Source organism: Leclercia sp. UBA5076 (genome assembly GCF_002416465.1).
Lineage (GTDB): Bacteria > Pseudomonadota > Gammaproteobacteria > Enterobacterales > Enterobacteriaceae > Enterobacter.
Genome location: NZ_DIAO01000023.1, coordinates 84,852 through 109,400, shown reverse-complemented (window position 1 = coordinate 109,400; position 24,549 = coordinate 84,852). Strand labels below are relative to the sequence as shown.

At 56.5% G+C, this 24,549-nt stretch carries 21 protein-coding genes; 12 read left to right on the top strand and 9 right to left on the bottom strand.

Features of this window, described 5'->3' with window-relative positions:
• Positions 1 to 6 precede the first annotated feature (6 nt).
• Positions 7 to 1,086: a PTS fructose transporter subunit EIIC gene (locus B3X29_RS22450; RefSeq protein ID WP_159340310.1), complete on the bottom strand. Its 1,080-nt coding sequence runs from the start codon at positions 1,084 to 1,086 to the stop codon at positions 7 to 9.
• Positions 1,087 to 1,400: 314 nt separating this feature from the next.
• Here B3X29_RS22450 and ptsP point away from each other — a divergent pair, with 314 nt between their 5' ends.
• From ptsP to gldA, 3 genes are read left to right on the top strand one after another with little or no spacing between them, the layout of a single operon-like run.
• A complete protein-coding gene (gene ptsP, locus B3X29_RS22445) occupies positions 1,401 to 3,902 on the top strand; it encodes a phosphoenolpyruvate--protein phosphotransferase (protein ID WP_159340309.1) in 2,502 nt (833 codons plus the stop codon).
• A 14-nt stretch (positions 3,903 to 3,916) separates the two neighbouring features.
• On the top strand, positions 3,917 to 4,579 hold the full coding sequence (gene fsa, locus B3X29_RS22440) for a fructose-6-phosphate aldolase (RefSeq protein WP_156240032.1): 663 nt from the start codon (positions 3,917 to 3,919) through the stop codon (positions 4,577 to 4,579).
• 12 nt (positions 4,580 to 4,591) lie between these two features.
• A complete protein-coding gene (gene gldA, locus B3X29_RS22435) occupies positions 4,592 to 5,695 on the top strand; it encodes a bifunctional L-1,2-propanediol dehydrogenase/glycerol dehydrogenase (RefSeq protein WP_159340308.1) in 1,104 nt (367 codons plus the stop codon).
• A 111-nt stretch (positions 5,696 to 5,806) separates the two neighbouring features.
• Here the strand turns inward: gldA and katG are convergent, their stop codons facing one another.
• From katG to metB, 4 genes are all read right to left on the bottom strand, one after another.
• Complete coding sequence (gene katG, locus B3X29_RS22430) at positions 5,807 to 7,978, bottom strand: catalase/peroxidase HPI (protein WP_159340307.1); 2,172 nt, start codon at positions 7,976 to 7,978, stop codon at positions 5,807 to 5,809.
• A 144-nt stretch (positions 7,979 to 8,122) separates the two neighbouring features.
• Positions 8,123 to 9,013, bottom strand: a complete 891-nt coding sequence (gene metF, locus B3X29_RS22425) for a methylenetetrahydrofolate reductase (RefSeq protein ID WP_032615268.1) — start codon at positions 9,011 to 9,013, stop codon at positions 8,123 to 8,125.
• Between the two features lie 207 nt (positions 9,014 to 9,220).
• Positions 9,221 to 11,653 (bottom strand): bifunctional aspartate kinase/homoserine dehydrogenase II, encoded by a 2,433-nt coding sequence (locus tag B3X29_RS22420; protein WP_159340306.1) that lies wholly within the window; start codon positions 11,651 to 11,653, stop codon positions 9,221 to 9,223.
• A 2-nt stretch (positions 11,654 to 11,655) separates the two neighbouring features.
• Positions 11,656 to 12,816, bottom strand: a complete 1,161-nt coding sequence (metB, locus tag B3X29_RS22415; protein ID WP_159340305.1) for a cystathionine gamma-synthase — start codon at positions 12,814 to 12,816, stop codon at positions 11,656 to 11,658.
• A gap of 278 nt (positions 12,817 to 13,094) precedes the next feature.
• Here metB and metJ point away from each other — a divergent pair, with 278 nt between their 5' ends.
• Positions 13,095 to 13,412, top strand: a complete 318-nt coding sequence (metJ, locus tag B3X29_RS22410) for a met regulon transcriptional regulator MetJ (RefSeq protein WP_015966498.1) — start codon at positions 13,095 to 13,097, stop codon at positions 13,410 to 13,412.
• A 48-nt stretch (positions 13,413 to 13,460) separates the two neighbouring features.
• Here metJ and rpmE read toward each other — a convergent pair whose 3' ends face one another.
• Positions 13,461 to 13,673, bottom strand: coding sequence for a 50S ribosomal protein L31 (gene rpmE, locus B3X29_RS22405; RefSeq protein ID WP_103177500.1), 213 nt, complete (start codon positions 13,671 to 13,673; stop codon positions 13,461 to 13,463).
• Between the two features lie 201 nt (positions 13,674 to 13,874).
• Here rpmE and priA point away from each other — a divergent pair, with 201 nt between their 5' ends.
• From priA to rraA, 7 genes are all read left to right on the top strand, one after another.
• On the top strand, positions 13,875 to 16,070 hold the full coding sequence (gene priA / locus B3X29_RS22400) for a primosomal protein N' (protein ID WP_159340304.1): 2,196 nt from the start codon (positions 13,875 to 13,877) through the stop codon (positions 16,068 to 16,070).
• A gap of 134 nt (positions 16,071 to 16,204) precedes the next feature.
• Positions 16,205 to 17,230, top strand: a complete 1,026-nt coding sequence (cytR, locus tag B3X29_RS22395) for a DNA-binding transcriptional regulator CytR (protein WP_103177502.1) — start codon at positions 16,205 to 16,207, stop codon at positions 17,228 to 17,230.
• Between the two features lie 93 nt (positions 17,231 to 17,323).
• Complete coding sequence (ftsN, locus tag B3X29_RS22390; protein ID WP_159340303.1) at positions 17,324 to 18,325, top strand: cell division protein FtsN; 1,002 nt, start codon at positions 17,324 to 17,326, stop codon at positions 18,323 to 18,325.
• A 94-nt stretch (positions 18,326 to 18,419) separates the two neighbouring features.
• Positions 18,420 to 18,950: an ATP-dependent protease subunit HslV gene (gene hslV, locus B3X29_RS22385; RefSeq protein WP_032615282.1), complete on the top strand. Its 531-nt coding sequence runs from the start codon at positions 18,420 to 18,422 to the stop codon at positions 18,948 to 18,950.
• A gap of 9 nt (positions 18,951 to 18,959) precedes the next feature.
• Positions 18,960 to 20,291, top strand: coding sequence for an HslU--HslV peptidase ATPase subunit (hslU, locus tag B3X29_RS22380; RefSeq protein WP_103177504.1), 1,332 nt, complete (start codon positions 18,960 to 18,962; stop codon positions 20,289 to 20,291).
• A 64-nt stretch (positions 20,292 to 20,355) separates the two neighbouring features.
• On the top strand, positions 20,356 to 21,282 hold the full coding sequence (menA, locus tag B3X29_RS22375) for a 1,4-dihydroxy-2-naphthoate polyprenyltransferase (RefSeq protein WP_103177505.1): 927 nt from the start codon (positions 20,356 to 20,358) through the stop codon (positions 21,280 to 21,282).
• Between the two features lie 91 nt (positions 21,283 to 21,373).
• Positions 21,374 to 21,859, top strand: a complete 486-nt coding sequence (rraA, locus tag B3X29_RS22370) for a ribonuclease E activity regulator RraA (RefSeq protein WP_103177506.1) — start codon at positions 21,374 to 21,376, stop codon at positions 21,857 to 21,859.
• A 35-nt stretch (positions 21,860 to 21,894) separates the two neighbouring features.
• Here the strand turns inward: rraA and B3X29_RS22365 are convergent, their stop codons facing one another.
• From B3X29_RS22365 to zapB, 3 genes are all read right to left on the bottom strand, one after another.
• A complete protein-coding gene (locus tag B3X29_RS22365) occupies positions 21,895 to 22,221 on the bottom strand; it encodes a hypothetical protein (protein ID WP_139156421.1) in 327 nt (108 codons plus the stop codon).
• 59 nt (positions 22,222 to 22,280) lie between these two features.
• Positions 22,281 to 22,949, bottom strand: a complete 669-nt coding sequence (locus B3X29_RS22360; protein ID WP_159340302.1) for a hypothetical protein — start codon at positions 22,947 to 22,949, stop codon at positions 22,281 to 22,283.
• A 92-nt stretch (positions 22,950 to 23,041) separates the two neighbouring features.
• Complete coding sequence (zapB, locus tag B3X29_RS22355) at positions 23,042 to 23,281, bottom strand: septal ring assembly protein ZapB (protein WP_103177509.1); 240 nt, start codon at positions 23,279 to 23,281, stop codon at positions 23,042 to 23,044.
• 402 nt (positions 23,282 to 23,683) lie between these two features.
• Here zapB and B3X29_RS22350 point away from each other — a divergent pair, with 402 nt between their 5' ends.
• Positions 23,684 to 24,529 carry an MIP/aquaporin family protein gene (locus B3X29_RS22350; RefSeq protein ID WP_103177510.1) on the top strand — a complete coding sequence of 282 codons (846 nt, stop codon included), beginning with the start codon at positions 23,684 to 23,686 and terminating at the stop codon, positions 24,527 to 24,529.
• Positions 24,530 to 24,549 lie beyond the last annotated feature (20 nt).

The window sequence follows — 24,549 nt, the reverse complement described above, 5'->3', positions numbered from 1 at the left end:
CCTCACTCAGTTAATTTCAAAATCCAGATCCAGGTCGTCATCTTTTTGCGCAACCTGAGTCGTGTTCTTACGCGCCAGACTCTTCAGCACATTGACGCTCACTGCCGTTACCACCGCACCGACCACAATCGCAGCGATATAGCCCAGCTTGCCTTCCACGACGGGCAGCACAATCAGGCCGCCCCATCCGGCGTAACACTGCGCTCCAAGCATTGCCGCGGTCACGGCGCCACAGACGGAGCCCAGCATGATCGAGGGGATAACCCGCAGGGGATCGGCGGCGGCAAAAGGAATCGCCCCTTCGGTGACGCCAACACAGCCCATCACCAGAGCCGCTTTCCCGGCTTCACGCTCTTCGCCGCTGAAATTTTTACGGTTAATCAGCGTTGCCAGGCCCAGCCCCAGCGGCGGCACACAGATGCCAACCGCGGCAATCGCCACGACGGTATAAACCCCCTGAGCCACACAAATCAGCATGAAGGCATAGGCAACTTTGTTGATGGGCCCACCCATATCGAAGGCCAGCATCAGCCCCATGATCACGGCCAGTACGACGATGCTTCCCTGCTGCATATCTTGCAGCCACTGGGTTAAGCCAGTTGTGAGCGCGCCAACAGGTTCACCCAACCCCCACATCATGATGCCTGCAGTAATAAAGGTGCCGATGATGGGGATGATGAAGATGGGCATGACGGAGCGCAGAACTTTCGCTACGGGCAGCTTTTTCAGGTAATAGACGACGATACCGCCCAGTACCCCGGCAATAATCGCCCCGAAGAACCCGGCGCCGAAGCTGTTGCCAACCCAGGCCGCAATGGCGCAGGGCGCCAACGCCGCGCGCTCAGCAATGGAATAACCGATGTAGGCGGCCAGGAATGGCACCATCAGCGTGAGTCCGGCAACACCAATATCAAACAGTTTTTTCAGATTGGGATCGGTCGCGGCATCCGGCACCGCGCCCTTGCCGTAGAGCATTACGGATGTCGCCAGCAAGATACCGCCCGCCACGACAAAGGGGATCATATGCGATACCCCTGTCATCAGATGCTGTCGCGTGTTTTTAAGAATCTGCACCAGTTCTTTCATAGGTCGCTCCCGGGCTATGTTTGGCCCAAATCCATAACGATGTTGTGGCAAACAATAGGCAATCCGGCGGGGTACAGACAGTGGATAAAAACGCCATTTACTGGATTTTTGTAATATAGAAAGAAAAATGCGATCCGCCTCTTAATTTCTTCTCCTTCTGACTCGCGCCCGATAAAAGGCGTGTTGTGAACAAAGTCTCACTTCCAGCGAGACATTACATTTGTCCAGTTTTTGGCAGAAATGTCACATAGCGCGCATCCTCGCCACACTCGTATGCTGATTGCCATGTATGACTCGTGATTTCAGGAGTGGTTATGGCTCTGGTGGTGGAATTTACCTGTGATTTGCCTAATGGCGTTCATGCGCGGCCGGCAAGTCATGTTGAAACGCTGTGTAATTCATTTACGTCACAGATTGTGTGGCACAACCTGCGTAGCGGCCGGAAAGGCAGTGCGAAAAGCGCGCTGGCGCTGATTGGCACCGACACGCTGGCAGGGGATGCTTGCCGTCTGCTTATTACTGGCGCGGATGAACAGGATGCGCATCAGCAACTTGAAAGGTGGTTTAAAGAAGAGTTTCCTCACTGCGATGCTCCGCTGGCTGCAGCCATCAATACCGAACTTTCCCCTCTCCCTGAATCCTTAACACGCCTTAATCCCACGTTGTTTCGCGCGCTGGCGGTTTGCAGCGGTAGCGCCCAGGGGGTCTTAACGCTCCTGACCTCCCTTGATCTCAATGCGTTAACCGATTTACCCACTGCCGGAACCCAGGAAGAGGAACAGTCGGCGCTGGATAATGGCCTGAAGCTGCTGGTTAAAAACATTGAGCTGCGCATGCTGGATAACGACAGTACGGCCAGCGCCATTCTGGAGGCGCATCGCTCGCTGGCCACGGACGCCTCGCTGCGCCAGCAGCTTCTGGCAGGCATTAATGAAGGGTTAAGCTGCGCGCAGGCCGTGGTTAAGACCGCCAGCCATTTTTGCGCAGAGTTTGCCCGCTCCAGCAGCAGTTATCTTCAGGAGCGCGTGCTGGATGTACGCGATGTTTGCTATCAGCTGTTGCAGCACATCTACGGCGAGCAGCGCTTCCCGGTGCCGGGCCAGCTGACGCAACCGAGTATTTGCCTGGCTGACGATCTTACTCCCGGCCAGTTTCTCGAGCTTGATAAAACGCTGCTGAAAGGGTTGCTGTTAAAAAGCGGCGGCACCACGTCGCACACCGTTATTCTTGCACGTTCCTTTAATATTCCGACGCTGGTGGGGGTTGATAGCGAAAGCCTGCTCCAGTGGCGCAACCAGCCGGTATTTATTGACGGCAATGCCGGCGCGGTGGTGGTGAACGCCAGCGAAGCTGTGGCGCGTTATTACCAGCAGGAAGCGTATGTTCAGCAAGCCCTGCGTCAGCAGCAGAGCGTCTGGCTGAACCAGGAGGCGCGAAGCGCGGATGGCCTGCGTATTGAGGTGGCTGCCAACATCGCGCATGCGCTGGAAGCCCAGACAGCCTTTGGCAACGGCGCAGAAGCGGTCGGTCTTTTCCGCACTGAAATGCTCTATATGGACCGCGCCAGCGCGCCGTGTGAAAACGAGCTTTACAACATTTTTTGCCAGTCGCTGGAGAGCGCAGGTGGGCGCAGCATCATCGTGCGCACGATGGATATCGGTGGTGATAAACCAGTGGAGTACCTGAACATCCCGGCGGAGAACAACCCATTCCTGGGCTATCGCGCGGTACGTATTTACGAAGAGTACGCCGCGCTCTTCACGACTCAACTGCGGGCGATCCTCCGCGCATCAGCCCACGGCAGGCTGAAGATCATGATCCCGATGATCTCCTCAATGGAAGAGATCCTGTGGGTCAAAGAGAAGCTCGCTGAAGCAAAACAGCAGCTGCGCAGCGAACAGATCCCCTTTGATGAAAAAATCCCGCTCGGCATCATGCTGGAGGTGCCGTCCGTGATGTTCATCATCGATCAGTGCTGCGAAGAGATTGATTTCTTTAGTATCGGCAGCAACGACCTGACGCAATATCTGCTGGCGGTGGACCGCGATAACGCCAAAGTCACCCGTCACTACAACAGCCTGAACCCGGCGTTTCTGCGCGCACTGGATTATGCCGTGCAGGCAGTCCACCGCCAGGGAAAATGGATTGGCCTGTGCGGCGAGTTGGGCGCCAAAGGCTCAGTCTTGCCGCTGCTGGTCGGCCTGGGGCTGGATGAAATCAGCATGGGTTCACCCGCGATCCCGACAACCAAAGCGCGTCTCGCTCAGCTGGACAGCCGCGCCTGCCGTCAGTTGCTTAATCAGGCAATGAATTGCCGCACCTCGCTGGAAGTTGAACATCTGCTGGCGCAGTTCCGTATGAATCAACAGGACACGCCGCTGGTGACCCCGGTCTGCATTTCGCTGGATAACGACTGGCGCAGTAAAGAAGAGGTGCTGAAAGGCATGACGGATAATCTGCTCCTCGCCGGGCGCTGCCGCTATCCGCGCAAGCTGGAGGCCGATCTCTGGGCGCGTGAAGCCGTGTTCTCTACGGGCCTCGGCTTTAGCTTCGCCATCCCTCACAGCAAATCTGAACATATTGAACAGTCGACCATTAGCGTCGCCCGATTAAAAACCCCGGTGCCATGGGGCGAGGAGGAGGCCCAGTTCATTATTATGCTCACGCTCAATAAACATGCCGCTGGTGACCAGCACATGCGCATCTTCTCGCGCCTGGCGCGCCGGATTATGCATGCCGATTTCCGCAACGCGCTGGTCAATGCCAGCTCCGAAGAGGCTATTGCCACCCTGCTGCAACATGAATTAGAACTGTAAAACGAGGAAGAGTCATGGAACTGTATCTGGATACCGCCAACGTGGCGGACGTTGAACGCCTCGCCCGCATCTTCCCCATTGCTGGCGTCACCACCAATCCGAGCATTATTGCCGCCAGCGGTGAGCCGCTCTGGGAAGTCCTGCCGCGCCTGCAGAACGTCATCGGCCCGCAGGGCATCCTGTTTGCCCAGACAATGAGCCGCGACGCCGAAGGTATGGTTGCCGAAGCCAGACGCCTGCGTAAAGCGATCCCTACTATCGTGGTCAAAATTCCGGTTACCGCTGAAGGGCTGGTTGCAATTAAAGCCCTTAAAAAAGAGGGTATTACTACGCTCGGCACCGCAGTTTACAGCGCCTCACAAGGTTTGCTGGCGGCGTTAGCCGGGGCGAAATACATCGCGCCCTACGTCAATCGCGTGGATGCCCAGGGAGGCGACGGGATCCGCACGGTACAGGAGCTGCAAAGCCTGCTGGAAATGCATGCACCAGAGAGCAGCGTGCTGGCCGCCAGCTTCAAAACGCCACGTCAGGCGCTGGACTGCCTGCTCGCCGGTTGTGAAGCGATCACCCTGCCGACTGATGTAGCGCAACAAATGCTCAATACGCCAGCGGTAGAGTCAGCCATAGACAAGTTTGAGCAGGACTGGAAAAACGCGTTTGGTAGCCTCAACCTGTAAAGGAGACATAGGATGGATCGTATTATTCAATCACCTGGCAAATACATTCAGGGTGCAGATGTGCTCTCACGCCTCGGCGACTACCTGAAACCGCTGGCGGCGCGCTGGCTGGTGGTGGGCGATAAATTTGTGCTGGGCTTTGCGGAAGAGACGCTGCGCCAGAGCTTTAAACAGGCGGAACTGTACGTAGAAATCGCGCCATTTGGCGGCGAATGTTCACAGAACGAGATCGACCGGCTGCGCAAGCTGGCGAAAAGTGCAGATTGCCAGGCAATCCTCGGCATCGGCGGCGGTAAAACACTGGATACCGCTAAAGCACTGGCGCATTTCATGGATGTCCCGGTCGCCATCGCCCCGACCATTGCCTCTACCGATGCACCCTGCAGCGCGCTTTCTGTTATCTACACCGACAGCGGGGAGTTTGATCGCTACCTGATGCTGCCGCATAACCCGAACATCGTGATTGTGGATACCAAAGTGGTGGCAGGGGCGCCTGCACGTCTGCTGGCAGCCGGCATCGGCGACGCGCTGGCAACCTGGTTTGAAGCCCGGGCCTGCTCACGCAGCGGCGCTACCACCATGGCGGGAGGCAAATGCACCCAGGCCGCGCTGGCGCTGGCCGAACTGTGCTACAACACCCTGATTGAAGAGGGTGAAAAAGCGATGCTGGCGGCAGAGCAGCATGTGGTGACTCCTGCCCTTGAGCGGGTCATTGAAGCCAACACCTATCTGAGCGGCGTCGGTTTTGAAAGCGGTGGCCTGGCAGCGGCCCACGCCATTCATAACGGCCTGACCGCCATTCCGGACGCCCATCATTACTATCACGGCGAGAAAGTGGCGTTTGGCACGCTGACCCAGCTGGTGCTGGAGAATGCCCCGGTTGAAGAGATTGAAACCGTCGCGGCACTCTGCCACAGCGTAGGGTTGCCCATCACGCTGGCGCAGCTGGATATTACCGAAGATATCCCCGCCAAAATGCGCCTGGTGGCGACAGCAGCCTGTGCGAAAGATGAAACCATCCATAACATGCCGGGCGGGACAACGGCGGATCAGGTGTATGCCGCCTTGCTGGTGGCCGACCAGTACGGTCAGCGTTTTATGCAAGAGTGGGAGTAGCCCTTATTGCCGGGTGGCGGCTGCGCCTTACCCGGCCTACAAAACCCGTAGGCCCGTGCAAGCGTAGCGCCGCCGGGAAAAAAAATCCCCGCCGAAGCGGGGATTTTCTGTTTACAGCAGATCGAACCGGTCGAGGTTCATCACTTTCACCCATGCCGCGACAAAGTCGTTCACGAACTTCTCGTGGGCATCGCTGCTGGCGTAAACCTCCGCCAGGGCACGCAGCACGGAGTTAGAACCGAACACCAGATCGGCACGGCTCGCCAGATATTTGACTTCCCCGCTCACACGATCGCGCCCTTCGAACAGCTCGCTGGATTCATCGGTGGCTTTCCACTGTGTGCCCATATCCAGCAGATTGACGAAGAAGTCAGTGCTGAGTACGCCCACACGGTCGGTAAAGACGCCGCTCTTACCGCCATCAAAGTTAGCGCCCAACACGCGCAGCCCACCCAGCAACACCGTCATCTCTGGCGCGGTCAGCGTCAACTGCTGCGCTTTATCAATCAGCAACGATTCGGTGGTGGAAACGTCAATCGCCGCCCGGTAGTTACGGAAACCATCGGCAACCGGCTGCAGCAGCGTAAACATGCCGATATCGGTCTGATCCTGACGCGCGTCGACACGGCCTGGCGTAAACGGTACGGTAACGTTGAAGCCCGCCGCTTTCGCCGCCTGCTCAACGCCCACCACACCGGCCAGCACGATGATGTCCGCCAGCGATGCTTTATGCGCCGATTTATAGATCCCTTCCAGCACCGGCAGTACGCGCGCGGCGACGGCGTTGACATCCCAGCTACGCTGCGGTGCCAGCGCCAGACGTGCGCCGTTGGCCCCGCCACGCTTATCGCCACCGCGGAAGGTGGAAGCCGACGCCCATGCCACCGACACCAGCTCGCTCACCGACAGGCCAGAAGCCGCAATGTCCGCCTTCAGGCTTTCGATATCTTCAGCAGTCGGGTGGAAGAACGGCTGCGGCAGCGGATCCTGCCAAATCAGCTCTTCTTTTGGCACTTCCGGCCCGATATAACGGGAAATCGGCCCCATATCACGGTGGGTCAGTTTGAACCATGCGCGGGCGAAGGCTTCGTTAAAGGCCTGTGGATCGTTGAGGAAACGACGGGAAATTTTGTCGAATTCCGGATCGAAACGCAGCGTCAGGTCGGTCACCAGCATGGTCGGTTTACGTTTTTTCGACGGGTCGAAGGGATCCGGCATAATTTCCGGCGCATTTGACGCTTCGAACTGGATAGCACCAGCCGGACTGCGGGTTTGCACCCAGTCGTATTTGTAGAGATTTTCGAAGAAGTAGTTGCTCCACTGGGTCGGCGTCTGGGACCAGATCACCTCCAGGCCGGAGGTAATGGCGTCCGCCCCGATACCGGTACCGTGGGTGCTGGCCCAGCCCAGGCCCTGAGCCTCAAGCGGGCCGCCTTCCGGATCGACACCCACATGGCTGGCTTCCCCTGCCCCGTGGGTTTTACCCAGCGTATGGCCGCCTGCGATCAGCGCGACGGTCTCTTCATCGTTCATCCCCATGTTGCCAAAGGTGGCGCGGATAGCCGCTGCCGCCGACAGCGGTTCACCGCTGGCGTTGGGCCCTTCAGGGTTAACGTAAATAAGCCCCATCTCGGTGGCGCCAATGGCGCTTTTCGCCAGGCTTTCCGGATGGCGATGCTCCAGCCAGGCTTTCTCATCGCCCCAGTTAACGTCCAGATCTGGTTCCCAGACATCTTCGCGTCCGGCACCAAAGCCGAAGGTTCTGAAGCCGGAGTTCTCCAGCGCCACGTTGCCCGCAAGAATAAACAGATCGGCCCAGGAGATTTTCTGGCCATATTTTTGTTTGATCGGCCACAGCAGACGACGCGCCTTATCGAGGCTGACGTTGTCCGGCCAGGAGTTAAGCGGAGAGAAACGCTGTTGACCGCGGCCTGCGCCGCCGCGCCCGTCGACAGAGCGATAGGTGCCCGCACCGTGCCACGCCATGCGAATGAACAGACCGGCATAGCTTCCCCAGTCTGCAGGCCACCACGGTTGGGAATCGGTCAGGAGCGCTTTCAGATCGCCTTTCAGAGCGGAGTAATCCAGCTTGCTGAATTCTTTGCGGTAATTGAAATCTTTGCCTAGCGGGTTGGAACGTTCGGAATGCTGGTTGAGAAGATCAATACGAAGTTGTTTAGGCCACCAGTCCCGGCTGTTGGTGCCGGCACCTGCACTCTTGTCATAACTGCCCTGATGGAAAGGGCACTTACCTGAATTCTGGTTCTCGTCGGACGTACTCATCGCTCTGCTCCCTCTATGGTTTTATCGTTAGGATATACACCACCGGGAACAAGAGATAATTGAAACAATCCACAGATTTGATAGTTAATACCGTTGTTATCCGGCTGAAATAAAAAAGCCCTCATCTTACTGAGGGCCTGGTCTTTACAGACCCGGGCGAACCCCTAACGTATGGCAGATCGCGTAGCTCATTTCGGCGCGGTTGAGGGTATAGAAATGGAAATCCTTCACCCCTTCGCGGCTTAAAATCTTCACCATATCCATGGCGATACTGGCACCCACCAGCTTGCGGGTTTCGGCGTCATCGTCCAGGCCTTCATACATCTTCGCCATCCAGTGCGGGATGCGCACGTTGGTCATGTCGGCAAATTTCTTGGCCTGCTTAAAGTTAGAAACCGGCAGGATGCCAGGGATAATTTCCACGTCGATGCCGGCAGAGACGCAGCGGTCACGGAAACGCAGATAGCTTTCAACATCAAAGAAAAACTGGGTGATGGCGCGATTGGCACCCGCATCCACTTTGCGTTTCAGGTTGAGCAGGTCCGCCTGGGCGCTTTTCGCCTCCGGGTGCACTTCCGGGTAAGCCGCCACGGAGATGTCGAAATCGCCCACCTCTTTCAGCAGCGCTACCAGATCGGTCGCGTACATATCCGGCTTACCGCTGCCCGGCGGCAGGTCGCCACGCAGGGCCACGATGTGGCGGATACCGTTATTCCAGTAATCCTGGGCGATGGTGCGCAGCTCGTCGCGGGTGGCATCGATACAGGTCAGATGCGGGGCAGCCTCCAGACCGGTACGATCCTTAATGCCCTTGATGATACTGTGCGTGCGGTCGCGCTCGCCGGAGTTGGCGCCGTAGGTCACGGAGACAAATTTGGGTTTCAGGCTGCTCAGGCGATCGATAGAGGCCCACAGGGTCTGCTCCATTTCACTGGTGCGCGGCGGGAAAAATTCAAAAGAGACGTTAATCTGGCCGTTTACTTCAGCCAGGCTCTGATTCAGGGCTTCCCGCTGGTTGGCGTGAAAAAAGCTCATACCTTACCTCATCAATCGCGTGTCGTTGTTTGTTATGCTTCGAACTTCTATACGTTTAGACGTCCAGATGTAAAAATGACGGAAAAGCGGACTGGCGTCAACTGAAAATATCACCATTGACGGTGAGGAATGCTCAGGGAAGTTGAAAAAAGTTCAGGATGGGAAAAAAGAAGGCCCGGTAAGCGTTGCGCCACCGGGCATAGGGCTTTACAGCAGCTGCGCCAGACGGTTGATATCGGACTGGATCGCCCCGGCGGTCACGTCGCGGCCCGCACCTGGACCACGGATCACCAGCGGGTTATCGCGATACCAGCGGCTTTCAATGGCGAAGACATTATCGCACGGCAGCAGCGCCGCCAGCGGATGTTCCGGGCGGACAGCCTCAACCCCAACGCGCGCCTTGCCGTTGGCATCAAAACGCGCCACGTAGCGCAGCACCAGACCCATTTCGCGCGCCGCTTCCAGCCGCTGTAGCATCTGCTCGTTCAACGCTTCACCGTTCTCGAAGAAGTGATCCACAGACCCCTCTTCGCAGCCCGCCGGCACCAGCGACTCCACGCGAACCTGACCCGGCTCGATGTCGTAGCCCGCTTCACGCGCCAGGATTACCAGCTTACGCATCACGTCTTTCCCTGAGAGGTCAACGCGGGGGTCAGGCTCGGTCAGCCCCTGCTGCCACGCCTGATCCACCAGGTCGGTGAACGGCACGGTGCCATCAAACTGCAGGAACAGCCAGGAGAGCGTCCCGGAGAAGATACCGCTGATCGCCAGAATGCTGTCGCCGCTATCGATCAGATCGCGCACGGTGTGATTCACCGGCAGACCGGCACCAACGGTGGCATTGTAGAGCCAGTGACGGCCCGTTTTTTCAAAGGCGTCATGGATTTGACGATAGTTACGGGTATTGCTGGCGCCCGCCAGCTTGTTAGCGCTGATGACGTGGAAGCCGTGGCTGGCGAAATCAAGATATTGATCGGCCAGCTGCTCGCTGGCGGTGACATCCAGCACCACCAGATCATCATAGGGGTGGGCGCGCATCCACAGGAAGAGCGACTCTTCATCCTGTTCGATGGCTTCATCGTTGAAGAAGGCCAGCGCACGGCTGGCGTCCAGCCCTTCATAACTGAGCAGGCTGCGGCGGCTGTCCACCACGCCCGCCAGTATAAATTCAAAACCGGTACGCGCTGACAGCGTGGTTTGCTCGCGGGCAAACAGCTCCAGCCAGCGGGAACCGATATTCCCTTTCCCAAACAGCATCAAACCGATGCGTTTTTCGGCGCGGAACAGCGACTGGTGCAGGCCCTGGATCAGACTCTCCGTTGGCCCGGTGCGCATGACCGCCACCAGGCTGATGCCCTCCTCGGACTGCCAGGTAAATTCAACCGGCTGCCCCTTCAGCTGCTGCCAGAAACGGTGGCAGTGCAGTGGGTTACGGGTGACGCCCGCGCCCACCATCGCAATCAGCGCCAGCCCCTGACGCAGGCGAAGCTCGCCCGGCAGGCCCGCTTCATCCAGAATCTTCAGCGCGCTGTCGGCCACTTCGGCGGTGTAGCAGAACTGCAGCAGGTGACGATCGGTATGCACACCCACGGCCAGCGGGCGCACCTGGGCACGCTTGAGGATCAGGTCGATCTCTTTATGCGCCAGTTTGAAATCGTGGCCGGCGGGAACGAGGAACTCAATCAGGCAGATATCGTCATGGCTGGTGACAATACGCGCCCCCGTGCCGGAAGCCAGCACGCGCTCAATGCGGGTGGAACCCTGATCCGGCGTATAGCTACAGCGCAGCTGCAGATCGATATCGCTGCCGGAAACCGGCTGCAGGGTACGGGCGTGGAGAACCGGGGCCGCCAGACGGGCCAGCTCGCTGGCTTCATCGAGACGCAGCAGCGGCAGCAGGCAGGCATCTTTAACCTTACGCGGATCGGCGCTATAGACGCCCGCCACGTCGCTCCAGATCGTGACGCGCGACACGCCCGCCAGCGCACCAATCTGCGTTGCGGAGTAGTCGGAGCCGTTACGCCCCAGCAGCACGGTTTCACCCGCATTGCTGCGGCTGATAAAGCCGGTCACGACAATACGTTTATTCGGATGCTGCACCAGCAGCTGCTGGAGCAGCGGATAAGAGAGGCCTTCATCAACCTGTGGCTGAGCGCCACGTTCGGCACGCAGGAAGTCCCGCGCGTCCAGCCATGCGGCCTCCAGCCCCTGCTGTTGCAGAACCGCCGCCATCAGACGGGCAGACCACACTTCACCGTGGCCCACCACCTCGGCGTAAACGGCATCGGTCACGCCGCTGTCGAGTAACGCGGCCAGCCGCTCCAGATCCTGGATAAAGTGGCTGATCAGGCCATCGGCCACGTCGGCAGGCAGTAACCCGGCGATCAATTCACTCTGATAACGGCGTAACGCTTGTTGAACCTGATGCGCAGAGAGACGATCGGTCTGGCTTAACTTCAGCCAGCTAATCAACTGGTTGGTGGTGCTGCCCGCCGCAGAGACAACCATCATGTCCCCCGGCATCGAATACTCTGCCATGATCCCCGCGACCCGCAGGTAACATTTCACATCAGCAAGACTACTACCACCAAACTTGTGCAGCTGGCGACCCTTCGCCCCTGCCTGCGCTATCACACTCATGATTACCCCTTGGCTGCGATCCGGAAGCCATTTTCCAGATCGGCAATTAAATCTTCACAATCTTCAATACCGGTTGAGATACGCAACAGCGTCTCGGAGATCCCGGCGGCGGCACGCGCTTCTGGCGCCATGCCCGCGTGCGTCATGGTGGCGGCGTGGGAGATCAAACTTTCAACCCCACCTAAAGATTCCGCCAGCGTAAACAGTGACAGCCCGCTCAGGAAGCGACGTAGCGTCTGCTCATCGCCATCCAGCTCAAAACTTAACATCGCGCCAAAACCCTTTTGTTGACGCGCAGCAATCTCGTGTCCCTGATTCTCCGGCAGCGACGGGTGATAGAGCTTTTTCACCAGCGGCTGGGTCTTCAAGAAATCGACAATCGCCTGGGCATTACGCTGCGCCACATCCATACGCGGCGACAGGGTGCGCAGACCACGCAGCAGCAGATAGCTGTCGAACGCGCTACCGGTGACGCCGATGTTATTCGCCCACCATGCCAGTTCAGTGACAACCTCCGGCTCTTTCGCAATCACCACCCCGGCAACCACGTCCGAGTGGCCGTTCAAATATTTGGTGCATGAATGCAATACCAGGTCTGCTCCCAGTGCCAGCGGGTTCTGTAGCGCCGGACTGAGGAACGTATTATCCACTACACTTATCGCTCCCGCATCCCTTGCAAGCTGACAAATTTTTGCAATGTCCACGACGCGCAGCAATGGATTGCTCGGACTTTCGATTAATACCAGCTTCGGTTTTTCTGCCAGCGCCTGTTTCAGCGCCTGCTCATCACCCTGATCGACAAACAGCACGCGATAGCAGCCACGCTTCGCCAGGCTGTCAAACAGGCGGTAGCTGCCGCCGTAACAGTCGTGCGGGGCCACCAGCAGATCGCCAGGTTTCAGGAACACCGTGGTCACCAGGTGAATAGCCGACATGCCGGTATTGGTCATCACCGCACCTGCGCCACCTTCCAGCTCCGCCAGCGCGCGCTGGGTGACATCACGCGTAGGGTTACCACGGCGCGAGTAGTCATGGGCGCGTGGTTCATTAAATCCGGTGAAGTTATAGGTACTGGAGAGGTGAATCGGCGGGACAACGCAGCCGTACTGTTCGTCATCATTCAATCCGCTACGCACTGCGATGGTGGCCTGTTTACGCGTCATGGTGAAGGCTTCCTGGCTTAATGGATGAAAAGTCAGGCACCAGAGTAAACATTGATTATATGGACGTCAATACATCTGGACATCTAAACTTCTTTGCGTATAGATTGAGCAATGCGCAAATAGCCGTTAAAATTATATGCTTTAGCGCATACCGCAGAGGCAATATCCGTGTCACAACGGCATCTCTACGGTAAACTACGCGCGATTATGGCTCGAACCCCGGCGTATCGCTGCGGTGTCAGCCTCATATTAATGACAGAGAGGATTAAAGGTATCTCATGGCTGAATGGAGCGGCGAATATATCAGCCCATACGCTGAGCACGGTAAGAAGAGTGAACAAGTAAAAAAAATTACGGTTTCCATTCCTCTGAAGGTGTTAAAGATCCTCACCGATGAACGCACGCGTCGTCAGGTGAATAACCTGCGTCACGCTACCAACAGCGAACTGCTGTGCGAAGCGTTCTTGCACGCCTTTACCGGTCAACCGTTGCCGAACGATGAAGACCTGCGCAAAGAGCGTAGCGATGAAATTCCGGAAGAGGCAAAGGTGATCATGCGTGAGCTGGGTATCGACCCGGAGACGTGGGAATACTGATTTACAGATACAAAAAAAGCGCCTTGCGGCGCTTTTTTTTCGGGAAACTTACTTGGAACCCGGGATGCTGAAACGCTTGTTGAAGCGGTCAACACGGCCACCGGTTGCAACGTCACGCTGCTTACCAGTGTAGAACGGGTGGCACTGGCCGCACACGTCCAGGTTCAGATCGTGACCCACGGTGGAGCGGATCTGGATAGAGTTACCGCAAGAGCAGTTTGCAGTAATCATTTCGTATTTAGGATGGATATCTTTTTTCATGGGAGAACCTCAGTTAAGGCCGCGTCGCTCTTCCAGCCCTAACGCCAGACACCACGCGATGTTGAATGTAAGTTCTTTGATGCAAAGTGCACCAAAGGCGGCGAATCATACAGAATTTAACCAGGGTATGCAAACTGATCCGCACGCCGCCTTTCACTAATGTGTATACTAACGCGCCACTTTTCAAGTCAGGAAGATTCGATGCCCGTTGCTCACGTTGCCCTGCCCGTTCCGCTTCCCCGTACCTTTGACTACCTGCTGCCAGACAACATGCAGGCTGAGGCGGGCTGTCGCGTGAATGTGCCGTTTGGCAAACAGCAGCGGGGGGGTATTGTCGTCTCCGTAAGCCAGCACAGCGAGTTGCCTCTCAGTGAACTCAAAAGCGTGGTCGAGGTGCTGGACAGCGAGCCGGTCTTTTCCGCCAGCGTCTGGCGACTGCTCCTGTGGGCGGCCGACTATTATCATCATCCCATTGGCGATGTGCTGTTTCACGCCTTACCCATTCTGCTGCGACAGGGCAAAAGCGCCAGCCATGCGCCGATGTGGTACTGGTTTGCCACCGAGCAGGGCCAGGCGGTAGATATTAATAGCCTGAAACGCTCCCCGAAACAGCAGCAGGCACTGGCGGCGTTACGCCAGGGCAGGATCTGGCGGCATCAGGTTGAGAGCCTCGACTTTAACGACGCGGCGTTGCAGAGCTTACGTAAAAAAGGGCTGAGCGAACTGGCCTGCGAAGCCCCAGCGCTTATCGACTGGCGCGACGGCTTTAGCGTCGCGGGCGACCGGCTGCGGCTCAATACCGAACAGGCGACCGCCGTAGGGGCGATCCACAGCGCGTCCGATCGCTTCTCAGCCTGGCTGCTGGCGGGCGTGACCGGTTCCGGTAAAACTGAAGTCTATCTGAGCGTACTGGAAAATGTGCTGGCTCAGGGCAAGCAGGCGCTGGTGATGGTGCCGGAAATCGGCCTGACCCCGCAGACCATCGCCCGTTTTCGCGAGCGCTTTAACGCCCCGGTCGAGGTGCTGCACTCCGGCTTAAATGACAGCGAGCGCCTGAGCGCCTGGCTGAAAGCGAAAAATGGCGAAGCGGCAATCGTGATTGGCACCCGCTCATCCCTGTTTACACCCTTTAAAAATCTCGGGGTGATCGTCATCGACGAAGAGCACGACAGCTCTTATAAACAGCAGGAAGGCTGGCGCTATCACGCCCGCGACCTGGCGGTCTATCGCGCCCACAGCGAACAGATCCCAATCATTCTCGGCTCCGCGACCCCTGCGCTGGAGACGCTGCATAATGTGCGCCAGCGAAAATACCATCTATTACGCCTGACGCGGCGGGCGGGTAATGCCCGTCCTGCCATGCAGCACGTACTGGATCTGAAAGGTCAGCCGGTGCAGGCCGGGCTAGCCCCGGCGCTGATCGCCCGCATGCGCCAGCATTTGCAGGCCGACAACCAGGTGATTCTGTTTCTCAACCGGCGCGGCTTTGCCCCGGCGCTGCTGTGCCACGACTGCGGCTGGATCGCTGAATGCCCGCGCTGCGATCACTACTATACCCTGCATCAGGCCCAGCACCATTTGCGCTGTCACCACTGCGACAGCCAGCGACCGGTGCCGCGCCAGTGTCCTTCCTGCGGCTCGACCCATATGGTGCCGGTCGGTCTGGGCACCGAGCAGCTGGAGCAGGCGCTGGCCCCCTTCTTCCCGGGCGTGGCTATCTCACGTATCGATCGCGACACCACCAGCCGCAAAGGTGCCCTTGAGCAACAGCTGGCGGAAGTGCATCGCGGCGGGGCGCGTATTCTGATCGGTACCCAGATGCTGGCCAAAGGACACCACTTCCCGGACGTGACCCTGGTGGCGCTGCTGGATGTCGACGGGGCGCTCTTCTCGGCTGATTTCCGCTCCGCGGAGCGCTTTGCCCAGCTCTATACCCAGGTGGCAGGCCGTGCCGGGCGCGCCGGTAAACAGGGCGAGGTGGTGCTACAAACCCACCACCCCGAGCATCCGCTGCTGCAAACCCTGCTGCATAAAGGCTACGACGCCTTCGCCGAACAGGCGCTGGCGGAGCGTCAGACCCTGCAACTCCCACCGTGGACAAGCCATGTGATTATCCGCGCCGAGGATCACAACAACCAGCAGGCGCCACTGTTCCTCCAGCAGCTGCGCAACCTGCTGCAGGCCAGCCCGCTGGTGGATAATCAGCTGTGGATTTTAGGTCCGGTTCCGGCCCTGGCCCCCAAGCGCGGCGGACGCTATCGCTGGCAAATCCTGCTGCAACACCCTTCCCGGGTGCGGCTACAGCATATCGTCAGCGGCACGCTGGCGTTGATTAATACCCTGCCGGAAGCGCGTAAAGTGAAGTGGGTCCTGGACGTTGATCCTATCGAAAGCTAAAAAAGGGTGGGAGGCGGATCGAAAAATTAAACACGACTCACACTTTTTATGAAAATTCTGTAACCGCTTCCATTCGCAATCTGATAAAACTGACACAGTCAGAAGTGCGGTGATACGCCTGCGAGGAGAAGAAGTTGAAGTCCAGGAAAGAGGTTGCCTCGGCGACCATGAAAGATGTTGCCCTGAAAGCAAAAGTCTCAACGGCAACGGTATCCCGAGCATTAATGAATCCCGACAAAGTCTCTCAGAGCACGCGTAACCGTGTTGAGCAGGCTGCGCTGGAGGTGGGTTATCTGCCCCAGGCTATGGGCCGTAACGTCAAACGGAACGAATCCCGCACCATTCTGGTCATTGTGCCCGACATCTGCGATCCCTTTTTCAGCGAAATTATCCGCGGTATCGAAGTGACCGCCGCCGCGCAGGGCTACCTGGTGCTGATTGGCGACTGCGCGCATCAGAATCAGCAGGAAAAGACCTTCATTGACCTGATTATCACCAAGCAGATCGACGGCATGCTGCTGCTCGGTTCCCGCCTGCCCTTTGATGCCAGCATTGAAGAGCAACGCAATCTGCCGCCGATGGTGATGGCCAACGAGTTTGCCCCTGAGCTGGAACTGCCTACCGTCCATATTGATAACCTCACCGCCGCCTTCAACGCCGTGAATTATCTGCAGGAGCTGGGCCATAAACGTATCGGCTGTATCGCCGGACCGGAAGAGATGCCGCTGTGCCACTATCGCCTGCAGGGCTATGTTCAGGCGCTGCGCCGCACCGGGGCGACAGTGGATCCGCACTATATCGCCCGGGGCGATTTTACCTATGCCGCAGGCGGCCTGGCGCTGGAAAAACTGCTGTCGTTGCCGCAGCCGCCGACCGCGGTGTTCTGTCACAGCGACGTGATGGCGCTGGGCGCGCTCTCCTATGCCAAACGGCGCGGTCTGAAAGTGCCGAAAGACCTCTCAATCATCGGCTTCGATAATATTTCTCTGTCTGAATTTTGCGATCCTCCGCTCTCGACGGTGGCGCAACCCCGCTATGATATTGGCCGGGAAGCGATGCTGCTGTTACTGGATCAGCTGAACGGACAAACAGTTAGCAGCGGCTCCCGTTTACTGGACTGTGAATTGATCGTCAGAGGTTCAACCCAGGCCCTGACTTAAAGTAAACGCCTTTCAGACGTCCTCATCTGGTCAAAGGCCCGTCGCTTAAGTAACATGACGGGCTGACAAACGAAAAAATACAGCGAAACGATAGTGGCACAACGAGATTATGTACGTCGCGGCCAGCCGGCACCTTCGCGACGCAAAAAGAGTAGCTCACGGAAACCGCAACGCAGCAGCCTGCCCGCAGTCTCACCGGCTATGGTGGCGATCGCGGCGGCGGTCCTGGTGGCATTTATCGGCGGCCTCTGGTTCATTACGCACCATAAAAAAGAAGAAGCAGAAGCGCTGCAGGGCAATAAAGTGGTCGGCAATGGCTTGCCCCCTAAACCGGAAGAGCGCTGGCGCTATATTAAAGAGCTTGAGAGCCGCCAGCCGGGCGTGCGTGCGCCTACCGAACCCTCTGCGGGTGGCGAAGTGGTGGATCCTAACCAGTTAACCAACGAACAACGTCAGCTGCTGGCACAGATGCAGGCCGATATGCGCCAGCAGCCTACCCAGCTCAACGAAGTGCCGTGGAATGAGCAGACGCCAGCACAGCGTCAGCAAACGCTGCAGCGCCAGCGCCAGGCGCAGCAACAAATTCAGCAGCAACAGCAGCAGCAGTGGGCGCAGTCCCAGACGGTACAGCAGCCGAAAACACAGCAGCGGGTGACGGAACAACCGTACCAGCAGCCTAAGGTGGCACAGACGCAACCGGCGCAACCGGCGCAACAGCCGAAGACGCAGCCTGCGAAGCAAAATAGCAACACGCAGCCGTATCAGGATCTGCTGCAAACCCCTGCGCATACCACCGCGCAGCAGCCGAAAGCCGCGCCGGTCACCAAAGAGACCGAGGCGCCGAAGCAAACGGCTGAGAAGAAAGATGAACGTCGCTGGATGGTGCAGTGCGGTTCCTTTAAAGGCGCAGAGCAGGCGGAAACCGTACGTGCTCAGCTGGCCTTTGAAGGCTTTGACTCACGCATTACCACCAATAACGGCTGGAATCGCGTAGTGATCGGCCCGGTTAAAGGCAAAGACAATGCCGATGGCACCATCAGCCGTCTGAAGATGGCAGGTCACACAAACTGCATTCGACTCGCTTCCGGGGGTTGAAACCCCCAAAATCCCCCCCATCTATCATTCTATTCAGCCCTGAGCACTGGCTCAGGGCCTCTATTTTCCGAATGTGTAACCAGGGGGTCTGCTCGTGACAACAATAGTAAGTGTACGCCGTAACGGCCAGGTGGTGATTGCCGGTGATGGCCAGGCCACGCTGGGTAATACCGTCATGAAAGGCAACGTGAAAAAAGTGCGTCGTCTGTATAACGACAAAGTGATCGCCGGTTTTGCGGGCGGTACTGCGGACGCCTTCACGCTGTTTGAGCTGTTTGAACGTAAACTGGAAATGCATCAGGGCCATCTGGTGAAAGCTGCCGTTGAGCTGGCGAAAGACTGGCGTACCGACCGTATGCTGCGCAAGCTGGAAGCACTGCTGGCGGTGGCCGATGAAAATGCCTCGCTGATCATCACCGGTAACGGTGACGTGGTGCAGCCAGAAAATGACCTGATTGCTATCGGTTCCGGTGGCCCGTACGCCCAGGCCGCCGCCCGCGCGCTGTTGGAAAACTCCGATCTGGGCGCACGCGATATCGCTGTGAAGGCGTTGGATATTGCAGGTGATATCTGCATCTATACCAACCACTTCCACACCATCGAAGAATTGCCGTCTAAGGCGTAAGGATTTCTCATGTCTGAAATGACCCCACGCGAAATTGTCAGCGAACTGAACAAACACATCATCGGCCAGGATAACGCCAAGCGTTCTGTGGCAATTGCCCTGCGTAACCGCTGGCGTCGTATGCAGCTGGATGAAGTGCTGCGCCATGAAGTGACGCCAAAAAACATTCTGATGATCGGCCCAACCGGTGTTGGTAAAACCGAAATCGCCCGTCGTCTGGCTAAACTGGCCAACGCGCCATTCATCAAAGTCGAAGCGACTAAGTTCACCGAAGTGGGCTATGTCGGTAAAGAAGTGGACTCTATCATCCGCGATCTGACCGACTCTGCCATTAAGATGGTCCGCGTCCAGTCCATCGAAAAAAACCGCTATCGCGCTGAAGAGATGGCGGAAGAGCGCGTGCTGGATGTGCTGATCCCACCGGCGAAAAACAACTGGGGCCAGGCAGAACAGCCTGCTGAGCCATCCGCTGCGCGCCAGGCGTTCCGCAAAAAACTGCGTGAAGGCCAGCTGGATGACAAAGAGATTGAGATCGAGCTCGCCGCCGCGCCAATGGGCGTGGAAATTATGTCTCCGCCAGGTATGGAAGAGATGACCAGCCAGCTGCAGTCCATGTTCCAGAACCTGGGCGGGCAGAAGCAAAAGCCGCGTAAGCTGAAAATCAAAGACGCGATGAAGCTGCTGATTGAAGAAGAAGCGGCGAAGCTGGTAAACCCGGAAGAGCTGAAGCAGGACGCTATCGACGCGGTTGAACAGCACGGTATCGTGTTTATCGATGAGATCGATAAAATCTGTAAGCGCGGCGAATCCTCCGGCCCGGACGTTTCCCGTGAAGGCGTACAGCGCGACCTGCTGCCGCTGGTTGAAGGCTGCACCGTCTCCACCAAGCACGGCATGGTGAAAACCGATCACATTCTGTTTATCGCCTCTGGCGCGTTCCAGGTTGCCAAGCCGTCGGATCTGATCCCGGAACTGCAGGGCCGTCTGCCGATCCGCGTTGAGCTGCAGGCGCTAACCACCGAAGACTTCGAGCGCATCCTGACCGAACCAAACGCCTCCATCACCGTGCAGTACAAAGCGCTGATGGCGACCGAAGGGGTGAACATTGAGTTCACCGAAGACGGGATCAAGCGTATCGCCCAGGCCGCATGGCAGGTTAACGAAACCACCGAAAACATCGGTGCGCGTCGTCTGCATACCGTGCTGGAACGCCTGATGGAAGATATCTCTTATGATGCGAGCGACCTGAATGGTCAAAGCATTAAAATTGATGCCGACTATGTGAGTAAGCACCTTGATGCTTTAGTAGCAGATGAAGATCTGAGCCGTTTTATCCTATAATCGCGGCAATTGCATTTTCATCACAAATGATGGGGCTGAAAGGCCCCATTTTTATTGGCACATAATTACTATGACTGAAATCAGCCGTACGCAGGCCTGGCTGGAAAGCCTGCGTCCTAAAACGCTCCCTCTCGCCTTCGCCGCCATTATTGTTGGCACTACCCTCGCGTGGTGGCAGGGGCATTTCGACCCGCTGGTGGCTGCCCTGGCGCTGCTGACCGCCGGGCTTCTGCAAATTCTCTCTAACCTCGCTAACGATTACGGGGATGCCGTCAAGGGCAGCGATAAGCCCGACCGCATCGGGCCATTGCGGGGAATGCAGAAAGGGGTGATCACCCAGGAGGAGATGAAACGGGCGCTGATTATCACCGTCGCGCTGATCTGTCTTTCCGGGATTGCGCTGGTGCTGGTGGCCTGTAAAACCCCGGCGGATGCGGTCGGCTTCCTCGTGCTCGGTCTGCTGGCGATTGTCGCGGCCATCACCTATACCGTCGGCACCCGCCCTTACGGTTACATCGGGCTGGGGGATATCTCCGTGCTGGTCTTCTTCGGCTGGCTGAGCGTGATGGGCAGCTGGTATCTGCAGGCGCACTCGTTAATTCCTGCCCTGTTCCTGCCAGCCACCGCCTGCGGCATGTTGGCGACAGCGGTGCTGAATATCAACAACCTGCGCGATATCGACAGCGATCGTCAGAACGGTAAAAACACCCTGGCGGTGCGGTTAGGCGCGGTGAATGCGCGCCGTTACCATGCCTGCCTGCTGATGGGTGCCCTGCTCTGTCTGGCGCTGTTTAACCTGCTTTCCCTGCACAGCCTGTGGGGCTGGCTGTTTGTGCTCGCCACGCCGCTGCTGGTTAAACAGGCGCGCTACGTGATGCGCGAGCAGAGCGCCTCGGCCATGCCGCCAATGCTGGAACGCACGGTAAAAGGCGCACTGCTGACTAACCTGTTGTTCGTGATAGGGATTATTCTTAGTCAGACGCTAAATTAGCTGACAAATATCAATTAACAATTGATGATTTTGCCAACAATGCAATTCGCGCGATATACTGAAAACACTCGCAGCAACTGAACTTAAGCCTATGAAATACGATACCTCTGAGCTTTGTGACATCTACCAGGAAGATGTCAACGTCGTAGAACCGCTGTTTTCCAACTTTGGAGGACGGTCGTCGTTTGGCGGACAGATCATCACGGTGAAATGTTTTGAGGACAACGGGTTGCTGTACGATCTGCTCGAACAGAACGGCCGTGGACGCATTCTGCTGGTTGATGGCGGCGGCTCCGTGCGTCGCGCGTTAATCGATGCAGAACTTGCCCGTCTCGCCACCCAGAACGAGTGGGAAGGCATTGTGGTCTATGGCGCGGTGCGTCAGGTGGATGACCTCGAAGAGCTGGACATCGGCATTCAGGCGATTGCCGCTATTCCGGTAGGTGCCGCAGGTGATGGCATTGGCGAAAGCGACGTGCGCGTCAATTTCGGCGGGGTGACCTTCTTCTCCGGCGACCATCTTTATGCCGATAATACCGGCATTATCCTGTCTGAAGATCCGCTGGATATTGAGTAGAAAAAAAGGCCATCTGTTATGTAGATGGCCTTTTTTTAATTATCTTTATTCGTATCGTAATGAGTAATGCGGAGTTCAAACACCCCCTTCTTTTCCTCTACCGCTATGCTCATTGTTGCATGACGATCCGGATAGTTATCAATCCAGGTTTCAAGCTTTTCGTGCATCCTCTGAAGATCACTCTTTTGGATACCGGTGAAAGTGAGTGTACTGATCTGCAAACCACTCCCTTCAACGGTTTGCTTCGTGAAATACCAGTTTTCTGTGATCCTTGGTGCATCCTTGAGTGGTTTGGGCGTTAATAAGTAATATTGAATTAGATTGCCTTGTTTATAATATTCATCAGAAAAGATTCTGGTCATTATTACGCAATAGAGCACGGCCACCAGAACGAATAGAAAAATGATGACATGCCTACATTTCATATACGAACCTCCCTGACGACGGAAGGATCAGATACTGGCACAATAGAATCCATAAATGCAGGCAAATGGCCCGGGAATGGTTGGTGTTTTAGGCGCTTATCCTTAGGGTCTGGAAACAGTAAGGGAAGGACACTTTTATTTTTAAATTGCCCAACGGGGCCATAGTAGTCCCAGATGCGATAAGCTTTCTCTTTGGAACAAATGTCCAGGAAAGGTGTGTAATCTGCATAGTTAACGGCCTGGCAGAAACCAAAAAGATTAGAAACTAAATCTTCTGCGCTGTAACCGCTATCCGTAATCAGAATATAGGGCCAAATACCCTGCAAGGATTCAAAGCTGTGAGAAGTACTCATAAAAATGGATAAGGCGACTCCTCTTAAGACCTCTTCGCTTAAGCCTCTCCGCACTAAAAAACGTCTGTATATCCCGGTTGTCGTATTTAATCCTGCGATGTTCCTGGACATGCTTTGATGATAATGGATTTCAAACCAGTCAGCGCCTCCTGCGCCAGGCATTATCATTTGTTGCCATAATCGTTCAGCACCGAAGGGATTTACGTGCCCTAAGTCTATCCATCCCAGATTTTCTGTATAAATGAGGCCAGAGGGAGTATTACGGGTAATATATCGGTCAGAATTATCAATAATATCGCTTCGCTTTGTCATCTCGCATTCCTTATGAGTAACATGTTGAGCGGTCTTATTCCTGCAAAATAAAAAAGGCATCCATTGTGGATGCCTTTTTCAGGAATTCGGAATCAGACCTCTTCCATGCGCCCGAGCAGAGCATGCAGACGATCCTGCCAGCCGTTCTGCTGTTCGCGCAGCTGGTGGTTTTCACGCTCCAGCTCTTCACGACCATGCTGAGCAGTCTGAATTTCCTGCGACAGCGCGTTGTTTTTTTCTTTCAGCTCTTCGATTTCCATCTGCAGCAGGGTGATGGTATCAATCGCCTGCTGTACTTTCGATTCCAGTTTCTCAAACACTTCTAACGACATAATGCTACCTCTCCTGAATTTGCAAGGCGACGCTTGACGTAAACGCGCACAACACCTGGTGTCGATTGTATGGAGCCCCGCCCTCCCTGTCCAGCGGCAGACCGCGCAGATTGCGGTTTGCAACACTTTTCAGTCTCCTCCTGGTGCATTCGCGCCATATACCCCTAAATTGTTAACACTTTAGTTAATAGAAAGCTTACTCCCCCTTTCGCTTACAGCAGTTCTCGCCCGCTTCATGGCGCGTTATCGCTCATTTTGTTGACGCGGCACACACATTTTAAGTTCGATATTTCTCGTTTTTGTTCGTTAACGATAAATTAACACTATGTCTACAGGACATCGTGCCGGTCATGGCGACCGTCGCGCCAACAATAACCATTAATCATTTTTCAGGATCCGATTATGAGTGAAACATCAACCTTAAAAGGCCAATGCATCGCAGAGTTCCTGGGTACTGGGTTGTTGATTTTCTTTGGCGTAGGATGTGTGGCTGCACTGAAAGTGGCGGGTGCCAGTTTCGGTCAGTGGGAAATCAGTGTGATCTGGGGTCTGGGCGTGGCGATGGCTATCTACCTGACGGCGGGTGTTTCGGGTGCGCACCTCAACCCTGCGGTCACCATCGCGCTGTGTCTGTTTGCCTGCTTCGACAAACGCAAGGTTGTGCCTTTTATTGTGGCGCAGTTTGCTGGTGCGTTTTGTGCAGCGGCGTTAGTTTACGGGCTCTATTACAATCTGTTTATCGACTTCGAGCAGACGCACCATATGGTGCGTGGCAGTACCGAAAGCCTTGAGCTGGCGGGGATCTTCTCCACCTATCCTAACCCGCACATTAACTTTGTGCAGGCCTTCGCGGTGGAGATGGTGATCACCGCCATCCTGATGGGTACCATCCTGGCGCTGACCGATGACGGCAACGGCATTCCGCGCGGTCCGCTGGCGCCGCTGTTGATTGGCCTGCTGATTGCGGTGATCGGCGCATCGATGGGACCGCTGACGGGCTTCGCCATGAACCCGGCCCGCGACATCGGACCGAAAGCTTTCGCCTTTATTGCCGGCTGGGGCGACGTTGCCTTCACCGGCGGCAAGGATATTCCTTACTTCCTGGTGCCGCTGTTCGGCCCTATTGTAGGTGCTGCGCTGGGAGCATTTGGCTATCGTAAGCTGATTGGCCGCCACCTGCCGTGCGACACCTGTGTCACAGAGGAGAAGGACGCCACCTCTGCCACACAACAAAACGCTTCGCTGTAATCTGACTACGGGACCACAAC

What these genes read in the sequence shown, in the direction of transcription:
- priA (WP_159340304.1), top strand. Translation starts at nt 13,875, where the DNA reads ATGCCCGTTGCTCACGTTGCCCTGCCCGTTCCGCTTCCCCGTACCTTT.
- fsa (WP_156240032.1), top strand. Translation starts at nt 3,917, where the DNA reads ATGGAACTGTATCTGGATACCGCCAACGTGGCGGACGTTGAACGCCTC.
- katG (WP_159340307.1), bottom strand. Translation starts at nt 7,978, where the DNA reads ATGAGTACGTCCGACGAGAACCAGAATTCAGGTAAGTGCCCTTTCCAT.
- ptsP (WP_159340309.1), top strand. Translation starts at nt 1,401, where the DNA reads ATGGCTCTGGTGGTGGAATTTACCTGTGATTTGCCTAATGGCGTTCAT.
- metF (WP_032615268.1), bottom strand. Translation starts at nt 9,013, where the DNA reads ATGAGCTTTTTTCACGCCAACCAGCGGGAAGCCCTGAATCAGAGCCTG.
- B3X29_RS22420 (WP_159340306.1), bottom strand. Translation starts at nt 11,653, where the DNA reads ATGAGTGTGATAGCGCAGGCAGGGGCGAAGGGTCGCCAGCTGCACAAG.
- B3X29_RS22350 (WP_103177510.1), top strand. Translation starts at nt 23,684, where the DNA reads ATGAGTGAAACATCAACCTTAAAAGGCCAATGCATCGCAGAGTTCCTG.
- B3X29_RS22365 (WP_139156421.1), bottom strand. Translation starts at nt 22,221, where the DNA reads ATGACCAGAATCTTTTCTGATGAATATTATAAACAAGGCAATCTAATT.
- hslU (WP_103177504.1), top strand. Translation starts at nt 18,960, where the DNA reads ATGTCTGAAATGACCCCACGCGAAATTGTCAGCGAACTGAACAAACAC.
- B3X29_RS22360 (WP_159340302.1), bottom strand. Translation starts at nt 22,949, where the DNA reads ATGACAAAGCGAAGCGATATTATTGATAATTCTGACCGATATATTACC.
- gldA (WP_159340308.1), top strand. Translation starts at nt 4,592, where the DNA reads ATGGATCGTATTATTCAATCACCTGGCAAATACATTCAGGGTGCAGAT.
- rraA (WP_103177506.1), top strand. Translation starts at nt 21,374, where the DNA reads ATGAAATACGATACCTCTGAGCTTTGTGACATCTACCAGGAAGATGTC.
- metB (WP_159340305.1), bottom strand. Translation starts at nt 12,816, where the DNA reads ATGACGCGTAAACAGGCCACCATCGCAGTGCGTAGCGGATTGAATGAT.
- metJ (WP_015966498.1), top strand. Translation starts at nt 13,095, where the DNA reads ATGGCTGAATGGAGCGGCGAATATATCAGCCCATACGCTGAGCACGGT.
- B3X29_RS22450 (WP_159340310.1), bottom strand. Translation starts at nt 1,086, where the DNA reads ATGAAAGAACTGGTGCAGATTCTTAAAAACACGCGACAGCATCTGATG.
- zapB (WP_103177509.1), bottom strand. Translation starts at nt 23,281, where the DNA reads ATGTCGTTAGAAGTGTTTGAGAAACTGGAATCGAAAGTACAGCAGGCG.
- rpmE (WP_103177500.1), bottom strand. Translation starts at nt 13,673, where the DNA reads ATGAAAAAAGATATCCATCCTAAATACGAAATGATTACTGCAAACTGC.